This window comes from Streptomyces sp. NRRL F-5126 (assembly GCF_000721265.1).
Taxonomy (GTDB): Bacteria; Actinomycetota; Actinomycetes; order Streptomycetales; family Streptomycetaceae; genus Streptomyces.
Map to the genome: position 1 here is coordinate 323310 of NZ_JOFZ01000011.1, position 17645 is coordinate 340954.

The window sequence follows — 17645 nt, forward strand, 5'->3', positions numbered from 1 at the left end:
ACGTAGGTGAACGTACCGACACAACGCCACGACGCGGTGTTTCCGGTCGAGGTCGACGTTATGCCGCGATGAGAGATGTCCGTGACGAAATCGGCCACAAAGGGTCGCGCGCCCGGATCACAAGAAGCAGCGATCGCCCGGCCGCCATGGCGCTCCGGGCGCTTGCAGGGGGCTGAGCCCTCTCCGCATATCGCGCTGATCACGCAACGACCCTATCTCGCGGAAAGGGGCAGCCGTCACGAGCGGTATGTGTACAAAACCCGGCTGACACTTGGACAGTGTGGACAGTGCGGCCGGCACGAACGGTACCGCCGGCCTTGACAGACCCGGACGCTCCATGGCCACGCCTCCCCCCGCTCTCCCCGTCGACACCCACGCGCACCGGCCCGATGACCGGCGCCGCCACCTCACCCCACCAGCGCGTATGCCGCCTCCACGGCCTCCGCCAGCGTGTCCACGACGGGAACTCCGGCAGCCGAGAGTCCGGCCCTGCTGTTGGATCCACCCGTGTAGAGCACTGCCCGCGCGCCCACGTGCCGCGCGGCGACCGCGTCGTCCAGCGCGTCGCCGATGACGACCGTGTGCGCCGCGGAGACCCCACCGGCCGCGGCCAGCGCCTCGACGTGCCGGGCCATCTGCTCGGACTTGCTGACGCCCGAGGGCCCCGTACGCCCGTCGACCCGCACGAAGTGCCGGTCGATGCCGAACCCGCCCACCACGGGCACCAGTTCCTCGTGCGCGAAGAGACTGCACAGCGACTGGGAGCGGCCCGCGAGCGACCACTGGGCGAGCAGTTCCGCCGCGCCCTCGGCGAGGCCGCACGCGGCCCTGCGTGCCGAGTAGTGGCGGTGGAACGTGTCATCCATCACACGCCACTCCGCCTCGGTCGGGCGCCGCCCGACCAGCCGCTCGTAGAACACCGGCACCGGCACGCAGTACAGCTCCCGGTACCGCTCAAGCGTGAGCGGTTCGAGGCCTATCTCCGCGAACGACGCGTTGGTCGCCCCGAGGACCGCGTCGATGTCGTCGAAGAGCGTGCCGTTCCAGTCCCAGACGAGATGTGCGTGTGGCTTCCCCATGCCGAAAACCGTACCCGCGGGGTCTGACAGCGGGGGCAGGCCCGGGTCCCGGGCCGGTCCGCCCCGGCCCGTCAGGCGATCAGGCCGGGGATCTCCTGGACGCCGTACCAGAGCAGCTCGTGGTCCTCGGCTCCGTCGACCGTGAACTGCGCGTCGTCGTCGCCCTGATCCGCGGCGCCCAGCGCGGCCGCCGCCGCGGACACGTCGTCGTGCGCGTCGTCCGCGTCCATGTGCACGGCGGCGGCCTTGGACAGCGGGACGGCCGCGGCGATCCTGACCTCGCCGACGAAACCGCCGCCGAGGCCGCGGTCGGGGTCGGCCTCGGCGTCGCGGTCGGCCACGTCGGCCGCGACGACCACGCGCCGGCGGGGCAGGGCGGGATCCGTGGCCAGGGCGCGCAGCGAGGCGGCGGCGGCCCGGTTGAGCGCCGCGTACTCCAGCTCCTCGATGTCGTCGGACACGTACCACTCGCGCAGCTCCGGCGTCACCGCGTAGGCCGTGAACGGCCCGGGGCCCAGCTCGCCCTTCCTGTGCGCCTCGGCGAGGCCGGGCAGGGTCAGGGGGACGTAGACGCGCATGGGGTGACCGCTTTCGTAGTCGGGGGCGCATCAAGGATACGTGCGGGTGTCCTCCCTGGGGGTGACGCTGCCGGTGGCCCCGCGTCCACCGCGCGTCGCGCCGGGGACGCGGGCGGACGCACGGTTCCGGCCCTCACCCATCACGCATTCACTCGACCGTGTGACGGTCGCCGCGCCGCCGCGCGGTGACGAACCCCTTGCATCAGCGTGATCACTCCCCGTAAAAGAGGCGCAACACAAAGTTACCGACCGGTATGACGGTCGGCGGCAGAACGGGGGCGATCTGCATGACCACATCGACACGCACGGCACCGGGCAGGAGCGCGTCCACGCGTACCGCGCGCGGAACGGCCGACGGCGACACCGCCGCGGCGCGCGTCATCGGCACCAGGCGGCCGCCGGGCAGGCGTGACCCGCGCGGCCCTGGCGCGGGGCGCGCCGCGCGCCGCCCTGACGTCGCCCTGCCTCCGCAGGACCTGTTCGCAGAGCGCCTGCTCGCCGTGCTCAGCGGCGCACGCCCCGTCCACTGGATGCTCGGGTGGACGGTGGGCGAGGCGTACGAACAACTCGTCCGGCTCGCGCCCGGTGCCCCGCTCGGCGCCGCCGCGGGACACCGCAGGCCCGTCGTGCGCCGGTGCCGCGGCTTCCGGCCGTGCCCGGGCGTGGTCGAGGCGTACGCGAGCATCGCCTCGGGCGCACGCGTACGCGCGATGGCCTTCCGCCTCGAGCAGGGCCCTGACCGCAGATGGCGCTGCGCGGCGGTGGAGATCGGAGGCGCGCGCGTCACCCGCGGCGACACGTGACGGCGCCCGGCACGCGCCGGCGCCCGAAACCCTGACGGCTCCCGGCACGGCGGGCATGGTCAGGGGCGCGCACCGTGCGGCGCGCGCCCCTGACCTGACCTTTCGCCTACTTCTTGCGGCGGCGGCCGCCGCGCTGCGCCTTGCGGCGCTCCGCGCGCGTCATGCCGTCCGCCGTCGAACGCGTCGGACCGCCGGCCGGTTCGTGCTCGAACTCGCCCTCGACCACGCCGCCCTCGCCGTCCACCGACGGCGCCGAGAAGCGCAGCCGGTCGGAGCGCTGCGGCGACTCCAGGCCCTTCGCGCGGATCTCGGGACGCGCGCCCGCGGCCACCGCCTCCTCCTTGACCAGCGACGTCGGCTCCGCGTCCGCGGCGGCGGCGTCCTGCGCGGGCAGCTCGACCTCCTCGACCTGCTGCTCGACCTGGACCTCCAGGTTGAACAGGTAGCCGACGGACTCCTCCTTGATGCCCTCCATCATGGCGTTGAACATGTCGAAGCCCTCGCGCTGGTACTCGACCAGCGGGTCCTTCTGCGCCATGGCCCTCAGGCCGATGCCCTCCTGGAGGTAGTCCATCTCGTAGAGGTGCTCGCGCCACTTGCGGTCCAGCACGGAGAGCACCACGCGCCGCTCGAGCTCGCGCATGATGTCCGAGCCGAGCTGGCTCTCACGCTGCTCGTACTGCTCGTGGATGTCGTCCTTGATCGACTCGCCGATGAACTCGGCCGTCAGACCCGCGCGGTCGCCCGCGTCCTCCTCGAGCTCCTCGACGGTGACCTTCACCGGGTAGAGCTGCTTGAACGCGCCCCACAAGCGGTCGAGGTCCCACTCCTCCGCGAACCCCTCGACGGTCTCCGCCTGGATGTAGGCGTCGATCGTGTCGTCCATGAAGTGCGTGACCTGCTCCTGAAGGTCCTCGCCCTCCAGGACCCGCCGGCGCTCGCCGTAGATGACCTCGCGCTGGCGGTTGAGCACCTCGTCGTACTTCAGGACGTTCTTGCGCGTCTCGAAGTTCTGCTGCTCGACCTGCGACTGCGCCGAGGCGATCGCGCGCGTCACCATCTTGTTCTCGATCGGCACGTCGTCCGGCACGTTGGCCATCGACATGACGCGCTCGACCATCTGCGCCTTGAACAGCCGCATCAGGTCGTCGCCGAGCGACAGGTAGAAGCGGGACTCGCCCGGGTCGCCCTGGCGGCCGGAACGGCCGCGCAGCTGGTTGTCGATGCGGCGCGACTCGTGGCGCTCGGTGCCCAGCACGTACAGGCCGCCGAGGCTCGTGACCTCCTCGAACTCGGCCCTGACTGCCTCCTCGGCCTTCTCCAGGGCGGCCGGCAGCGCCGCCGCCCACTCCTCGACGTGCTCGACGGGGTCGAGGCCGCGCTGGCGCAGCTCCGCCTCCGCCAGGTCGTCGGGGTTGCCGCCCAGCTTGATGTCCGTACCGCGCCCGGCCATGTTCGTCGCGACGGTGACGGCGCCCTTGCGCCCCGCCTGGGCGATGATCGGCGCCTCGCGGTCGTGCTGCTTCGCGTTCAGCACCTCGTGCTGGATGCCGCGCTTGTTGAGCTGCTGCGAGAGGTACTCGGACTTCTCGACGGAGGTCGTGCCGACCAGGATCGGCTGGCCCTTGTCGTGCTTCTCCTCGATGTCGTCGACGACGGCGGCGAACTTCGCGACCTCGGTGCGGTAGATCAGGTCCGACTGGTCCGCGCGGATCATGGGCTTGTTCGTCGGGATGGGCACGACGCCGAGCTTGTAGATCTGGTGGAACTCGGCGGCCTCGGTCATGGCCGTACCGGTCATGCCGGAGAGCTTGTCGTACAGGCGGAAGAAGTTCTGCAGGGTGATCGTCGCGAGTGTCTGGTTCTCGTCCTTGATGTCCACCCCTTCCTTCGCCTCGATCGCCTGGTGCATGCCCTCGTTGTAGCGGCGGCCCGCGAGGATACGGCCGGTGTGCTCGTCGACGATCATGACCTCGCCGTCGATGACGACGTAGTCCTTGTCCTTCTTGAAGAGCTCCTTGGCCTTGATCGCGTTGTTCAGGTAACCGACGAGCGGCGTGTTCACCGACTCGTACAGGTTGTCGATGCCCAGCCAGTCCTCGACCTTGGTCACGCCGGGCTCGTGGATGGCGACCGTGCGCTTCTTCTCGTCGACCTCGTAGTCGCCGGTCTCCTCGATGCCCTTGAGCTGGTTGCCCGCCTCGCCCTTGGTGAGCCTGAGCACCAGCTTGGCGAAGTCTCCGTACCACTTCGTCGCCTGGTCGGCGGGGCCCGAGATGATCAGCGGCGTGCGGGCCTCGTCGACGAGGATGGAGTCGACCTCGTCGACGATCGCGTAGTTGTGCCCGCGCTGGACGAGCTCGTCCGCCGACCACGCCATGTTGTCGCGCAGGTAGTCGAAGCCGAACTCGTTGTTCGTCCCGTACGTGATGTCGCAGTTGTACTGCTCGCGGCGCTGGGCGGGCGTCATGTTCGCCAGGATGCAGCCGACGGTGAGTCCGAGGAACTTGTGGACGCGGCCCATCAGCTCCGAGTCGCGCTCGGCCAGGTAGTCGTTCACCGTGATGAAGTGCACACCCTTGCCGGCCAGCGCGTTCAGGTACGCGGGCAGCGTGCCGACGAGGGTCTTGCCCTCACCGGTCTTCATCTCGGACACGTACCCGAGGTGCAGGGACACGCCGCCCATGATCTGCACGTCGTAGTGACGCTGTCCGAGCACGCGCTTGGCCGCCTCACGGACGGTCGCGAACGCCTCGGGCAGCAGGTCGTCGAGGCTCTCGCCCTCGGCGAAGCGCTCCTTGTACTCGTCCGTGAGAGCGCGCAACTCGGCGTCGGAGAGGTTGACGAAGTCCTCTTCGATGGAGTTGACCTGGTCCGCGATGCGGTGCAGTTTGCGCAGGATCTTGCCTTCGCCTGCACGCATGAGCTTGTTGAAGACGGACACTGAGGCTGGTCTCCTTGCCGGTCGGCCTGGCACTGGGTTCGTGTACGGGCGCGGGCGCGGGCAGCCGTGCCCGACCGCATCGGCCATCGTAAGCGAGGACAGGCCCGCGCCGGGAGGGCCGCAGCGGTACGGGGCGGCCCGGCACCCGTCATACAGAACGCGCGGGCGTCCTCCAAGGTGCCGGGCGGGCCGCTGAATCGTGAGCCGCGACCGGGGCGGACGAGGACAATCGGTCCATGGACCCGTTGAAGATCAGCTCCGACCGTCTCGAACTGCGGGCGCTGGTCAGCGCCGATGTCGAGGCCGTGCACACCGTCTGCCAGGATCCCGAGATCCAGCGCTGGGTGCCCATACCCTCACCGTACGAGCGACAGCACGCGGAGTATTTCGTCGAACAGGTCGTCCCCGAGGGGTGGCGGACGGACACCGTCTACACCTTCGGCGTCTTTCCGCGCGGTGGCGGCGCCCTGATCGGCGCGGCGAATCTGCAGCCTCGTACCGAGGCGTGGGAGATCGGCTACTGGACGGCCGCCGAGCACCGCGGCCGCGGCTACACCGCCGAGACGGTCGGAGCGCTCGCCCGCTGGGCCTTCGCACAGGGCGTCGACCGCCTGGAATGGCGCGCCGAGAAGGGCAACGAGGCGTCCAGGGCCGTCGCGCGGAAGGCGGGGTTCGTGTGGGAGGGCACGCTGCGGGCCGCCCTGCTCAGCCGCGGCACCCTGCGGGACCTGTGGATCGGCTCCCTGCTCCCGTCCGACCTGGGGCTCGAATCCGCCCACGCCTACCTGCCGGCCCAGCGGGCGAGCGCCTGAAAAGCCACGACGGAAGCGCCGGACGGAGGGGATTGCCGGAGGGGATTGTCAGTGCCGCGGTCTAGATTGCCGAGCATGACGACCGCCCCACCCGCGACCACCGAGCTGTCCGCGGCCGAAGCCCGCCGCATCGCGCTGCGCGCGCAGGGATTCATCGGCGCGCCCGACCGCCGCGGCGGCGTACGCGGTGTCCTGCGCGCCCTCGGCGCCGTCCAGCTGGACACGATCTCCGTGCTGGCACGCTCGCACGAGCTCGTGGCGTACGCCCGCCTCGGCCCTGTCGGCCGTGAGGCCGTCGAGAAGGCCTACTGGGCCCCGGCGCCGCCCGGCGCGCCCTCCCCGGTGCCGCACGCCTTCGAGTACTGGTCCCATGCGGCGTGCGTGCTGCCCATCGAGGAGTGGCCGCTGTTCGCGTTCCGCCGCCGTGCCTACCGCGACCGCCCCCACTGGAACCACGAGCTGGCCGACGGCGCGTACGGGACGGTCATCGCGCAGCTGCGCGACAAGGGCCCGCTGACGGCCACGGAGCTGGGCGGGGCGAAGAACGGCGGCCCGTGGTGGGACTGGTCGGACGCGAAGATCGCCGTGGAGCGCGCCCTGATGTACGGCGAGGTCGTGTGCACGGGCAGGCGCGGCTGGAAGCGCGTGTACGACCTGGCGGAGCGCGCCGTGCCGGCGGAGCTGCTCCACGACGACCTGAGCGAGCAGGAGTGCCTGCGCCCCCTCGTACGGCTCGCGGGCAAGGCACTCGGGGTGGGCACCCGCGCGGACATCGCCGACTACCACCGCCTCAAGGCGGAACAGGTCGACGCGGTCATCGCCGACTCCGGCCTGGTCCCCGTGGCGGTGCAGGGGTGGGGCAGGCCCGCCTGGGCGGACCCCGACGCGCTCACGGCCACGGTTCGCGGCCGGCACCGAACGGCGCTGCTGTCGCCGTTCGACTCGCTGATCTGGGAGCGGGCCCGCACCCAGCGCGTCTTCGCGTTCACGCACCGTCTCGAGGCGTACGTGCCGAAGCCGAAGCGGATACACGGCTACTACGCGATGCCGCTGCTGGCGGGCGGCAAGCTCGTCGGCCGGGTCGACCCGGCACGCTCCGGCAGCACGCTGGTGGCCCGGCAGGTCTCGCTCGACGGTGCGAAGGCCGTGGCGCCCATGGCCCAGGCGCTGCGCGAGGCGGCCGAGTGGGTCGGCTGCGACACGGTGCGGATCGAGCGCGTGGACGACCCGGTCCTCGCGGCGGAGCTGTCCCGCGCGCTCGCCTGACGTTCGTCGCGGGACAGCCGGGGAGTCAGCGGATCTCGAGGATCTTTTCCCGCATCGCGTAGACCACGGCCTCCATCCTGGAGTGCAGCTGAAGCTTCTCCAGGATGTTGCGCACATGGTTCTTCACGGTGTTCTCCGAGATGAACAGCTCCTTGGCGATGTCGCGGTTGTTCATCCCGGTGGCGACGAGCTTGAGCACCTCGAGCTCGCGCTCCGTCAGCCTGGGCGCGGGCACGAGCCTGCGCTCGTCGGTCCGCTGGATCATGGACTTGAACTCGGTGAGGAGCTTGGCCGCCATGGACGGGCTGATCTGGGACTGGCCGTCGGCGACAGCACGGATCGCGGTGGAGACCTCGTCGGTCGAGATCTCCTTGAGGAGGTAGCCGGTCGCGCCCGCCTTGATCGCGTCGTAGAGGTCGGCCTCCTCGTCGCTGATCGTCAGCATGATGATCCGCGCGCTCGGCGCCACCTCCTTGATCGACGTGCACGCCTCGATGCCGCCGCGCCGCGGCATGCGTACGTCCATCAGCACGATGTCGGGCAGCAGGTCGGCGGCCTTGTCCACGGCTTCGGCCCCGTCCCCGGCCTCGCCCACGACCTCGATGTCCTCCTCCTGGGCGAGGACGATCTCGAGCCCGCGGCGGAAGAGGGCGTGGTCGTCGACGACGAGGACCCGGATCGGCTCCTTCACGGCAGCGCCGTAGTCATCGCCGTCCTCGGGCTCGGCACCCTCGACCGGGCCTCCGGCGCCGCGCGCTCCCAGTACCGGACCGAAGCCCTCCGCCATCGTTCCTCCCCCTGAAGGCCGTGGCCCCAAGTCGCTGTGACGGCCAACCGCTGCTCGTCCAAGCCGCGTTGGCCTGCCCTGCCATGATTCCATGCCGGGACCCGTCCGCGGGGATCACCATGTCGCACGGGCGTGCCCCCGAGAACCCGTTCAGATCCTCGGGGGCACCACACCTGCCGTCCGAGCGCTCAGCCGCCGAGCGCCCCGCCGGCGCCACCGCTCTCGCGCTCCGCCAGCGGATCGGTCCTGAGGTGGATGACGCCGTAGTCGTAGGCGTGGCGCCGGTAGACGACGCTGGGTTCCTTCGTGTCGGAGTCCACGAACAGATAGAAGTCGTGGCCGACGAGCTCCATCTCCTCCATCGCCTGATCGAGTGTCATGGGCGCGGCTACGTGGTTCTTCTCCCTGACCACCAGGGGGCCGTCGCCCTGCACCTCGAGCGACCCCATCCTGGTCGTGCGTACCGCGGTCTCGCCCTCCTGGTGCCCCGCGGCGCCGTTCATGCTGTACTCCGCCACGCCGGGCACGTGGTCGGCCACCACGGCGGCGGAGAGCCTCCCGGCCCCGCGGCGGTTGTGGCGCTTCTCGTGCTGCTTGCGCAGCCGGGCCTCCAGCTTGCCCGTGGCGAGGTCGAGCGCCGCGTACGGGTCCGCCGCGGACGCCTCCGCGCGGATGACAGGCCCGCGGGAGCGGAGCGTGATCTCCACGCGGTCGCAGCGGTCCGCCTGACGCGGGTTGTGTTCCTTGGAGACCTCGACGTCGAGGCTGATCACCTTGCCGTCGAGCTTCTGGATCTTCTCCAGCTTCAGCTTCTCGGCCACGTGCTTGCGGAACCGCTCCGGCACTTCTGTCTTGCGGCCCTTGACGACGATGTCCACGCAGAACTCCGTTCCCGGAGCACCCCCGCCTCGCTGCGAAGGCGCCCCTTGTTGCACCAGGCCCCGGCAGCCACCGGAGCCTCGGACTTGGCGACTTTCACCTCCTCCTCCCCCGCGGGCATGATCCCCACCCGTGCCCGTCGGAGGTTCTCCGAAAACGCCGAACCACAGCGGTGCTTTCACCGAGTCGCGGCTCTCACCGTTCCTCACAACCGAACATAGCTCTCTGAGGGGGGTATCGGCACCCGGTACCGGCAGCCACCTCCGTTCAGGTGTTTTTCCTTCCTCGTTACCTGCAATCCCGCAAGTAACCGGTCAGTTCCGGTTTATTTCGAAGGACGGTCGGGGCGCCGCGATCACGGCGGCCGACATGCCGCCACGCACCGCCCGGATCCCGGCCTCACGGCGGCGTGCCGCATCCACGGCGCGAGCCGCCTCCGCCAGCGAGACGCCGGTCGTCATGACGTCGTCGACGAGGACGACACGCCCCCGGCCGAGCAGGCGCGGGCCGTTCCTGACGACCTCAAGCGCCCCCGACAGATTCGCCCTGCGCCCGCCAGGGTCGAGCCCCGCCTGGTCGGCGACGCGGCGCCGCTGCCGCAGCACCGGCACCACCTCGGCCGCCCGTCCGGCGCGCCGCAGGGCCACGGCCGCCGCCCTCGCGGCCCTCAGGGTCGCGTCCTGGCCGCGCGCGGCCACCGCACGCGGCGTGGAGGGCACCGGCACGAGCAGCAGCCCGCCGCCCCGCGCACCCCGCGGCACGGCCACGGCCGCCGCCACGGCGCCGGCGAGCGCGGCGCCGAGCGGCGCGGCCAGTTCGAGCGCCCCTCGCTCCTTGTGCGCGAGCACCACCTCGCGCACCGCCCCCTCGTACGGCGCCGCCGCATGGACGGGCGGCAGGCCCGCGGGCCCGGACGCCGGCCGCACCCGGCGCGGCCGTGCCCCGTACAGCGCCCGCCGGCACGCCTCGCACAGCGTTGTCCCCGGATCGCCGCACCCCGTACACGCCGCAGGCAGCACCAGGCCGCCGAGCTCTCGCCACCACGCCAGCACGGGAACCACTCTGGCGGCCTCCGAGGCGCCGCGCGACCCCTGTGGACAAGCGCCTGTGGACAGCCGGCCGGCCGGTCAGCCCGGGTAGACCGGTGAGGAGCCGTGCTCGACGATCGCCTGCCAGTTCCCGCCCGACGGGAGCTCCACGATGCCCGCGTCCCCCGAGTCGGCCACCAGCGGCTTGGAGTCCTTGTCGCCCGCCGCGATCCCCGTCACCTGGTTCAGGCCCGGCAGGACGGACGCGTCCGACGTCGACCCGTCGGCCTGGATGAAGCGGATCTGCTGGACGCCGCCGGCCTCCTTGCCCACGATCACCAGGCGGCTGGGTCCCGCCCAGGAGACCGACGTCACGGTCTCCATCTGCGGTGTCACCGATTTCAGGCCGAGCACGGCCAGCTTCTTGTGGTCGCCGTACCCGCTCTGCTGCACGCGCCCTATCTCCAGGCTCGTCCGGCTGCCCTTCGTCAGCAGCAGCGCGACGCGCACGCCGTCGGACGACACCCGCACCGCCTCGATCCGCCGCCCGTCGAGCCCCTCGACCGTGGCCTCCTCGGCGGACGAGGCGCCGCCCGTGAACCGGAGCAGGCGCGCGTGGCCCGGGTCGCGGTCCGCGACCCACACGTCGCCCCTGCTGTCCCAGCTGGGCGCGGACAGCCGGTCGGAGGCCTTGGCGCCCTGGCTGGTCACCAGCGGGCTGCCGGCCTCCGCATCGTGGGTGATCGACGCGACGTACAGCGACTTCCCGTCCTGCGCGACGCCGGCGGCACGCTTCTCGTCGCGCGCGACGCCCACCGAGTCGAGCTTCACCGCACCGTGCCCGAACGGGCCGGGGACGAGGTTGGCGTCGTCGTTGCCCTTCTTGTCGTCGGGCGCCAGGCGGGCGAGCCTGCCGTCCGCGTCCACGTAGAAGGCGTCGTCGGGCTGGCCGGCCGGGTTGCCCGGCTCGTAGGCCTGCGCCTCGTCACCGGTGACCGAGCACAGCGAGGTACGTCCTGAGCGCAGCGCGATCTGGCCGACCCTGGTCGACGTCAGGTCGCGCAGGGTGAAGAACAGCTGGGCCGCCATCTTCTTGCACACCAGCGGCGTCACCTGCCGTGCGGCCGCGTTGAGCGGCACCGTCAGCGCGTTGTTGTCGTCGAACTGGAGCGTTCTCGTGCCCTTCTGCAGCCGGGTCCCGGCGGGGAAGGCGGACGCCACGGACGGCTTCAGCCATCCGGTGGGCCCGGCGAGCAGGACGTTGACCGCCTGCGTGATCGGGTCCATCCGGGTCAGCGGGTCTATCCGCTGCCTGATGAAGACCGGGTCGGCGACGAGCCAGTTGTCGCCCCTGGCGTAGAAGTACGTGTCGACGGGACGGTAGTTGCGCTGGAAGTCGGACTGGCCGAGCACGAGCCCTTGCGGCAGCGCGTCGATGCGCCACTCCTTGCGGCCGCCGATCTTCTCCTGGATGAGGTGCAGCTGATCCTGGTACCTGCCGGGCTTGAGCGGCCGGTAGACGTGGTCGGCGTCCACCGTGGCGATCTCCTGGCCGATCATCTGATAGGTCAGACCCGGCTGGTCGGCGGAGTGCGGCTTCTCGGGCCCCTCGAGGTCGGGCGCCTCGCTGAGCACCGTCGTGCCCTTCTGCGGCTGCCACGAACCCGCCTCGTCCTTGGCGAGGTACTTCCTCGCCATCGCGAAGTCGGGGTCGTCGCTGGTCATCGCCTCAAGGAAGCCGTCGACGATGTCCGCGGACGTCGCGTTCTGCGGCGGCGGGACGGCGTACACCCGCACCTGCGACTCGTCCTGCGGCGACACCTTCACCGGCTCGACGTCGCCGCTGTCCGGGATGGACGCGCATCCCGCGAGCGCGAGAGCCAGCACGACGAGACATGCCGACAGCCTTGCCGTGCGCTTCCGGCCGTACCGGAGGCTGTCACCGCCCACGAGCCGAGTCCTCCCGCTCCGATGCGCTCCGCGCGGCGTCCCGCCCGGAGTCCTCGCCGCCGCTGCCGTCCGCACCGGCCGCCTCGGCCTCCCCCTCGGGAGCCTGCGCCGCCGGCGGCGTGCCGGCGTCCTGCTTGCGCTCGGCCGACGGCCTGGCCACCACGCGTGCCCCGTTGCCGGGCAGCGCCGCGGGGTCCACGACGGCCGTCGTACGGCTGCCCCGCACGGGCGGGCCGGGCAGCGCAGCGCCACCGCCGCGCACCGGGAACGCCGTGTTCGCCACCTGCCGGGCGGTCCTGTCCGCCACCTCGGCGGCCGCGCGGGCCCGGTTCCCGCGCGAGTCCTCGGGCTCCAGCGCTATCGGCGAGCCACGCAGCGGCTCGTCCGCGGTGCGCGGCAGGGTCAGCCGGAACTGCGAGCCACCGCCGGGCTCGCCCCACGCCTGGAGCCAGCCGCCGTGCAGGCGCGCGTCCTCCACGGCGATCGACAGGCCGAGGCCCGTACCGCCGGTCGTACGGGCGCGCGCCGGGTCCGCGCGCCAGAACCTGTTGAACACGCGCGTCGCCTCCCCCGGCTTCAGCCCGACCCCGTAGTCGCGCACGGCGACGGCCACGGCGCCTCCGGCGGCCCCCATCCGCACGACCACGTCCCTGCCGTCGCCGTGCTCGACGGCGTTGACCACGAGATTGCGCAGCACGCGCTCCACCCGCCGTGCGTCGGCCTCCGCGACCACGGGCTGCTCGTCCCCGACGACCCGGACCGCCGACCCCTTGCGCTCGGCCAGGGGCGCGGCCGCGTCGATCACGCGCCGCACCACTTCCCGCAGGTCTATCGGCTCGGCCTCGAGCGCCGCCGCGCCCGCGTCGAACCGGCTGATCTCCAGCAGGTCGGCGAGCAGCGACTCGAACCGGTCGATCTGCCCGACCAGCAGCTCGGCCGACCTGGACGTCGCCGGGTCGAAGTCCTCACGGCCCTCGTGGATGACGTCAGCGGCCATCCGCACCGTCGTCAGCGGCGTGCGCAGCTCGTGCGACACGTCGGAGACGAAGCGCCGCTGCATCCGCGACAACTCCTCCAGCTGCTGGATCTTCAGCTGGAGGCTGTGCGCCATCTTGTTGAACGCCTCGCCGAGCCGGGCGATGTCGTCCTCGCCCGTGACCTTCATCCGCTCGTGCAGCAGGCCCGTGGACAGCCGCTCCGCGATCCCCGCAGCCATCCGTACCGGCGTCACCACCTGGCGCACCACCAGCCACGCGATCGCGCCCAGCAGAACCACCACGAACAGGCCCGCCGTCGCCAGCGTGCGCTTCACGAGGTTCAGCGACTGCTCCTCCTGCGTCAGCGGGAAGAGGTAGTACAACTCGTAGGGGTGACGGTCGACGTCGTTGAGCCGCTTGCCGATGATCAGCGCGGGCTCGGCCTTGCGGTCCTTCGACGCGTCCGTGTACTTGATCTTCCCGTACGTCTTGAACTCGCCGGTGCCGCTCGCGACCGCACGCCGCAGATCGTCCGGTATGGACGCCAGGTCCACGCTCCCCGACGTACGGGGGGCGCGCTTGGGCGTGGAGTCGGCGCTCAGCGCCACGACATTGAAGGCGCCGGGCCCCCCGCTCGCCAGCTGCTCCACCAGGTCCGTGCGCCAGGAGTTCGTCCCCACCACCGTGGGGTCCGTGCCGTCGCCGCCGCGGCCGCCGGGCACCGGCTGGGCGTCCGCCTTCTCCTGCGCGACGGAGAAACCGCCGTCGGCCTGGCTCTGTGCGGCCTTCTCCTTCGCCTCGACCAGGCCGTTGCGTACCTGCCCGATGACGACGAATCCCAGCAGGAGGACCACGCCGAGCGACATCAGCAGCGTCGCGGCGACGACCCGCAGCTGGATGTTGCGGCGCCACAGCCGCATCACCGGCAGCAGCGGGCGCCGCAGCAGCCGGATGACCAGGCGCAGCACCGGGCCGCCCGCCGGTGCGTCCTGAAGCAGCCGTCCGCCCTTGAAGCGGCGGCCGGCCCCCTGACGCCCGGCTTTCGGCGCGGTGCTGCCGCCGGTCATGTCAGTTCGGTCCTGCCTTGTACCCGACACCGCGCACGGTCACCACGATCTCCGGCCGCTCCGGGTCCCTCTCGACCTTGGAGCGCAGCCGCTGCACGTGCACATTGACCAGCCGGGTGTCGGCGGCATGGCGGTACCCCCACACCTGCTCAAGCAGCACCTCTCGCGTGAACACCTGCCACGGCTTGCGTGCCAGCGCCACCAGCAGGTCGAACTCGAGCGGCGTCAGCGCGATGGACTGCCCCTCACGCTTGACGGAGTGCCCCGCGACGTCGATGACGAGGTCGCCGATGGTCAGCTGCTCCGGCGCCGGCTCCTCCGACCTGCGCAGACGTGCCCTTATCCGGGCCACGAGCTCCTTCGGCTTGAACGGCTTGACGATGTAGTCGTCAGCACCCGACTCCAGACCGACGACCACGTCGACGGTGTCACTCTTGGCCGTGAGCATGACGATCGGCACCCCGGACTCGGCCCGGATCTGCCGGCAGACCTCGATCCCGTCCCGGCCCGGCAGCATCAGATCCAGCAGCACCAGATCCGGCTTGGCATCGCGGAAGGCGGCCAGCGCCTTGTCACCGTCCGCGACGAACGACGGCTCGAACCCTTCACCACGCAGCACAATCCCGAGCATCTCGGCCAGTGCGGTGTCGTCGTCGACGACAAGGACGCGTCCCTTCATATCGACATCATCCCATCAGCCAATCGTTGCCGGTCGTGACCTGGCACACAGGTCCGCGATTCCACTGCCGGTCACAGGGGACAGCGCCCCGTGTTCCGTGACGAGCGCCGTCACCAGTTCGGGCGGAGTGATGTCGAACGCCGGGTTGTACGCCTGCGTCCCCAGCGGGGCCACCGGCAGCCCGCTGACCACTTCCGCACCGGCTGTCTGCGGTGCCATCACCTCGGTGACCTCCTGTCCAGGACGCTGCTCCACTTCGATCGACGCACCGTCCCGGGTGTCCGGATCGATCGTCGTCGTCGGCGCCACCACCACGAAAGGCACATGGTGGTAGCGGGCCAGCACGGCGAGCGGATAGCTGCCCACCTTGTTCGCCACGGAGCCGTCCGCCGCGATCCGGTCCGCACCGATCAGTACCGCATCGACCTCGCCTGCCGCGAACAGCGAGCCCGCCGCACTGTCCGTGAGCAGCGTGTACGCCATGCCGTTGCGTGCCGCCTCGTACGCGGTGAGACGCGCTCCCTGGAGCAGCGGGCGCGTCTCGTCCACCCAGAGCCTCCGCAGCCGGCCCGCCCGGTGAGCGGCCAGCGCCACGGCGAACGCCGTGCCGTCCCCGCCGGACACCAGCGCGCCGGTGTTGCAGTGGGTAAGGATGCGGTGGTTCCCGCCGGGAAGCAACTCGTCGAGCAGACCGAGCCCCGCGGCCCCCATGGCGGCGCTGCCCTCCGCGTCCTCCAGGTGCAGCCGCCTGGCTTCCGCGAGCGCGCCCGCGGCGGCGCCCGCCAGGTCCCCGCCCGCGTCCAGCGCGCGCCTGTACGCCTCCAGCGCCCGGCGCACCCCGTACCCCAGATTGACGGCCGTGGGCCGCGCCCCGGCCAGCGACTGGGCCGCGTCGTCGACGTCGAACCCGCGTGCGGCCGCGAGCGCCACCCCGTAGGCCCCTGCGATGCCGAGCAACGGCGCGCCCCGCACCGCGAGCGTGCGGATGGCACCCACCAGAGCCGGCACGTCGGTGCAGACGAGCTCGACCTCCTCCGCCGGCAGCCTCGTCTGGTCGAGCAGTACGAGCACGGGACCTTCGGGCGGCTCGTCCCAGCGGAGCGCCGGGACCATGGACGGCGGTGCGTCGACAGGGGATGGTGCGTGCTGATCAGCCATTCGCCCAGTCTGCCTGCTCCGGCAATGACAATGAAGGCGAGAAGAGCCGGCGTCGGGAGATACGCCCTCCGGCCCGTGCTCCCGCACCGCGTGGCACGATGGCTGCCAACCGCCCGCCGGCACTCCCGGTGGACCGCCGAACACCACCGGCACGCCGAGCCCCGACGACACATCCACGAGGTGGACGACCGTGAACGACACTCCGGGCTGGGCATCGCCCGGGTCCGCCCCGTCCGACGACCAGGAGGGCGGCACGCCGCACGCGGGCGAGGAGACCGGTCCCCCGAGCCGATGGTCCGCCCAGCAGCCGCCACCGGCGCAGTGGTCCCCGCCCCCCACCCCGCCGCGGACCGTGCCCGCACAGCCGGGGCCGCGGCCGGCCACGGGCTGGGGCGCACCCGGCCCCGGCGGTGGCCCCGCCTGGGGCAGGCCCACCGCCCCCAAGCCCGGCGTGATCCCGCTGCGCCCGCTCGGCATCGGCGAACTCCTCGACGGCTCAGTGTCGGTACTGCGCACCCACTGGCGCACCGTCCTGGGCGTCACCGTCACCGTCGCGGCCGTCTCCCAGGTCGCCGACCTGCTCATGCAGCGCTACCTGCTGCCCGCCCCGCCCGAGCTCGACCCGTCCGCGACGCCGACGGAAACCCTGCACCGGACGGCCGACGTCCTCCAGTCGACGATGCTCACGCTGCTGGTGTCGCTCGGCATCACCCTGATCGGCACGCTCTTCACCACGGCCGTCCTGACCGTCGTCGTCAGCCGCTCGGTACTGGGACGGGACGTGAGCTTCCGCGACGCGTGGCACGAAGCACGTCCGCGCATTCCCCAACTCGTCGGGCTGACCCTGCTGCTGCCACTGATCAGCTTCGCCATCCTGGCCATCGCGATCCTGCCCGGCGCCCTGTCGGGTTCGGACGCCGGCGTGTCGCTGTCCGTGCTCCTCAGCCTCGCCGCACTCGCCGTGATCATCTGGCTGATGATCCGCTTCAGTCTCGCCTCCCCGGCGCTGATGCTGGAACGCGGAGGCGTCATCGCCTCCATGCGGCGCTCGGTGAAGCTGGTACGCGGAGCGTGGTGGCGCACCTTCGGCGTCCTGCTGCTCACGCTGGTGCTCAGCTTCGTCGTCTCGATGGTCATCGCGATCCCGTTCACCCTCATCGCGACGATCGCCGACGGCGGCTCCGATCTCGGCGGCATGCTCTCCGGGACCACCCCCGACTTCGGGTGGACCTACCTGATCATCACGGGCGTCGGCGCGGTCGTCGCCAACGCCCTCACCCTGCCCTTCTCGGCAGGCGTCACCGTCCTGCTCTACGTGGACCGGCGCATCCGCCGCGAGGCCCTGGACCTGGAACTGGCGCGTGCCGCCGGCATCCCGGGCCAGTGACCGTGACCTGAACGGCCGGCCAGCGCCCCAACCCCGGTGGCAGCAGCGGCACCTGACGCGCGGAATCCCCCAGCACCGGACATTCTTGGGCTGTCGGCCATCAGGGACGTACTCAGGGAGCGGGCGAGGAAATGCGAAAAGGCCCGCACCAAATGGTGCGGGCCTCCCCGGTCCTGCAACGTATTGTTCGGCGGCGTCCTACTCTCCCACAGGGTCCCCCCTGCAGTACCATCGGCGCAGTAGAGCTTAGC

At 71.5% G+C, this 17645-nt stretch carries 14 protein-coding genes; 4 read left to right on the forward strand and 10 right to left on the reverse strand.

What is annotated here, in order from left to right; genetic code table 11:
- Window positions 1–407: 407 nt before the first annotated feature.
- The gene (locus IH48_RS0124750) at window positions 408–1079 is read right to left on the reverse strand and encodes an HAD family hydrolase (protein WP_030908759.1); all 672 of its coding nucleotides are present in this window, start codon (window positions 1077–1079) and stop codon (window positions 408–410) included.
- A 71-nt stretch (window positions 1080–1150) separates the two neighbouring features.
- Window positions 1151–1657, reverse strand: coding sequence for a DUF6912 family protein (locus tag IH48_RS0124755; protein WP_030908762.1), 507 nt, complete (start codon window positions 1655–1657; stop codon window positions 1151–1153).
- A 287-nt stretch (window positions 1658–1944) separates the two neighbouring features.
- On the opposite strand from IH48_RS0124755, the gene IH48_RS0124760 reads away from it, so the two are divergent.
- Complete coding sequence (locus IH48_RS0124760) at window positions 1945–2460, forward strand: Rv3235 family protein (RefSeq protein WP_234434371.1); 516 nt, start codon at window positions 1945–1947, stop codon at window positions 2458–2460.
- A 106-nt stretch (window positions 2461–2566) separates the two neighbouring features.
- Here the strand turns inward: IH48_RS0124760 and secA are convergent, their stop codons facing one another.
- On the reverse strand, window positions 2567–5404 hold the full coding sequence (gene secA, locus IH48_RS0124765) for a preprotein translocase subunit SecA (RefSeq protein ID WP_030908768.1): 2838 nt from the start codon (window positions 5402–5404) through the stop codon (window positions 2567–2569).
- A gap of 236 nt (window positions 5405–5640) precedes the next feature.
- Between secA and IH48_RS0124770 the strand changes: the two genes are divergently transcribed.
- Both IH48_RS0124770 and IH48_RS0124775 read left to right on the forward strand, forming a co-directional pair.
- Window positions 5641–6216: a GNAT family N-acetyltransferase gene (locus IH48_RS0124770; protein WP_030908770.1), complete on the forward strand. Its 576-nt coding sequence runs from the start codon at window positions 5641–5643 to the stop codon at window positions 6214–6216.
- Between the two features lie 75 nt (window positions 6217–6291).
- Entirely contained in the window at window positions 6292–7482 is a 1191-nt protein-coding gene (locus IH48_RS0124775; RefSeq protein ID WP_030908773.1) for a winged helix-turn-helix domain-containing protein, read from the forward strand.
- A gap of 25 nt (window positions 7483–7507) precedes the next feature.
- Here the strand turns inward: IH48_RS0124775 and IH48_RS0124780 are convergent, their stop codons facing one another.
- The 7 genes from IH48_RS0124780 to mtnA all read right to left on the reverse strand — a co-directional run bounded on the left by IH48_RS0124780 (window position 7508) and on the right by mtnA (window position 16007).
- The gene (locus IH48_RS0124780; protein WP_030908776.1) at window positions 7508–8269 is read right to left on the reverse strand and encodes a response regulator; all 762 of its coding nucleotides are present in this window, start codon (window positions 8267–8269) and stop codon (window positions 7508–7510) included.
- 188 nt (window positions 8270–8457) lie between these two features.
- Complete coding sequence (gene hpf / locus IH48_RS0124785) at window positions 8458–9147, reverse strand: ribosome hibernation-promoting factor, HPF/YfiA family (RefSeq protein ID WP_030908779.1); 690 nt, start codon at window positions 9145–9147, stop codon at window positions 8458–8460.
- Between the two features lie 315 nt (window positions 9148–9462).
- The gene (locus IH48_RS0124790; RefSeq protein ID WP_030908782.1) at window positions 9463–10200 is read right to left on the reverse strand and encodes a ComF family protein; all 738 of its coding nucleotides are present in this window, start codon (window positions 10198–10200) and stop codon (window positions 9463–9465) included.
- Between the two features lie 75 nt (window positions 10201–10275).
- The gene (locus tag IH48_RS0124795; RefSeq protein WP_030908784.1) at window positions 10276–12126 is read right to left on the reverse strand and encodes an LpqB family beta-propeller domain-containing protein; all 1851 of its coding nucleotides are present in this window, start codon (window positions 12124–12126) and stop codon (window positions 10276–10278) included.
- Window positions 12116–14170, reverse strand: coding sequence for an MtrAB system histidine kinase MtrB (gene mtrB, locus IH48_RS0124800; protein ID WP_078849995.1), 2055 nt, complete (start codon window positions 14168–14170; stop codon window positions 12116–12118). The genes IH48_RS0124795 and mtrB overlap by 11 nt, the downstream gene beginning before the upstream one ends.
- A 1-nt stretch (window position 14171) precedes the next feature.
- Window positions 14172–14849: a two-component system response regulator MtrA gene (gene mtrA, locus IH48_RS0124805; protein WP_030908790.1), complete on the reverse strand. Its 678-nt coding sequence runs from the start codon at window positions 14847–14849 to the stop codon at window positions 14172–14174.
- A 15-nt stretch (window positions 14850–14864) separates the two neighbouring features.
- Entirely contained in the window at window positions 14865–16007 is a 1143-nt protein-coding gene (gene mtnA, locus IH48_RS0124810) for an S-methyl-5-thioribose-1-phosphate isomerase (protein ID WP_030908793.1), read from the reverse strand.
- Between the two features lie 190 nt (window positions 16008–16197).
- Here mtnA and IH48_RS0124815 point away from each other — a divergent pair, with 190 nt between their 5' ends.
- Window positions 16198–17394 carry a DUF7544 domain-containing protein gene (locus IH48_RS0124815; protein WP_030908796.1) on the forward strand — a complete coding sequence of 399 codons (1197 nt, stop codon included), beginning with the start codon at window positions 16198–16200 and terminating at the stop codon, window positions 17392–17394.
- Window positions 17395–17645 lie beyond the last annotated feature (251 nt).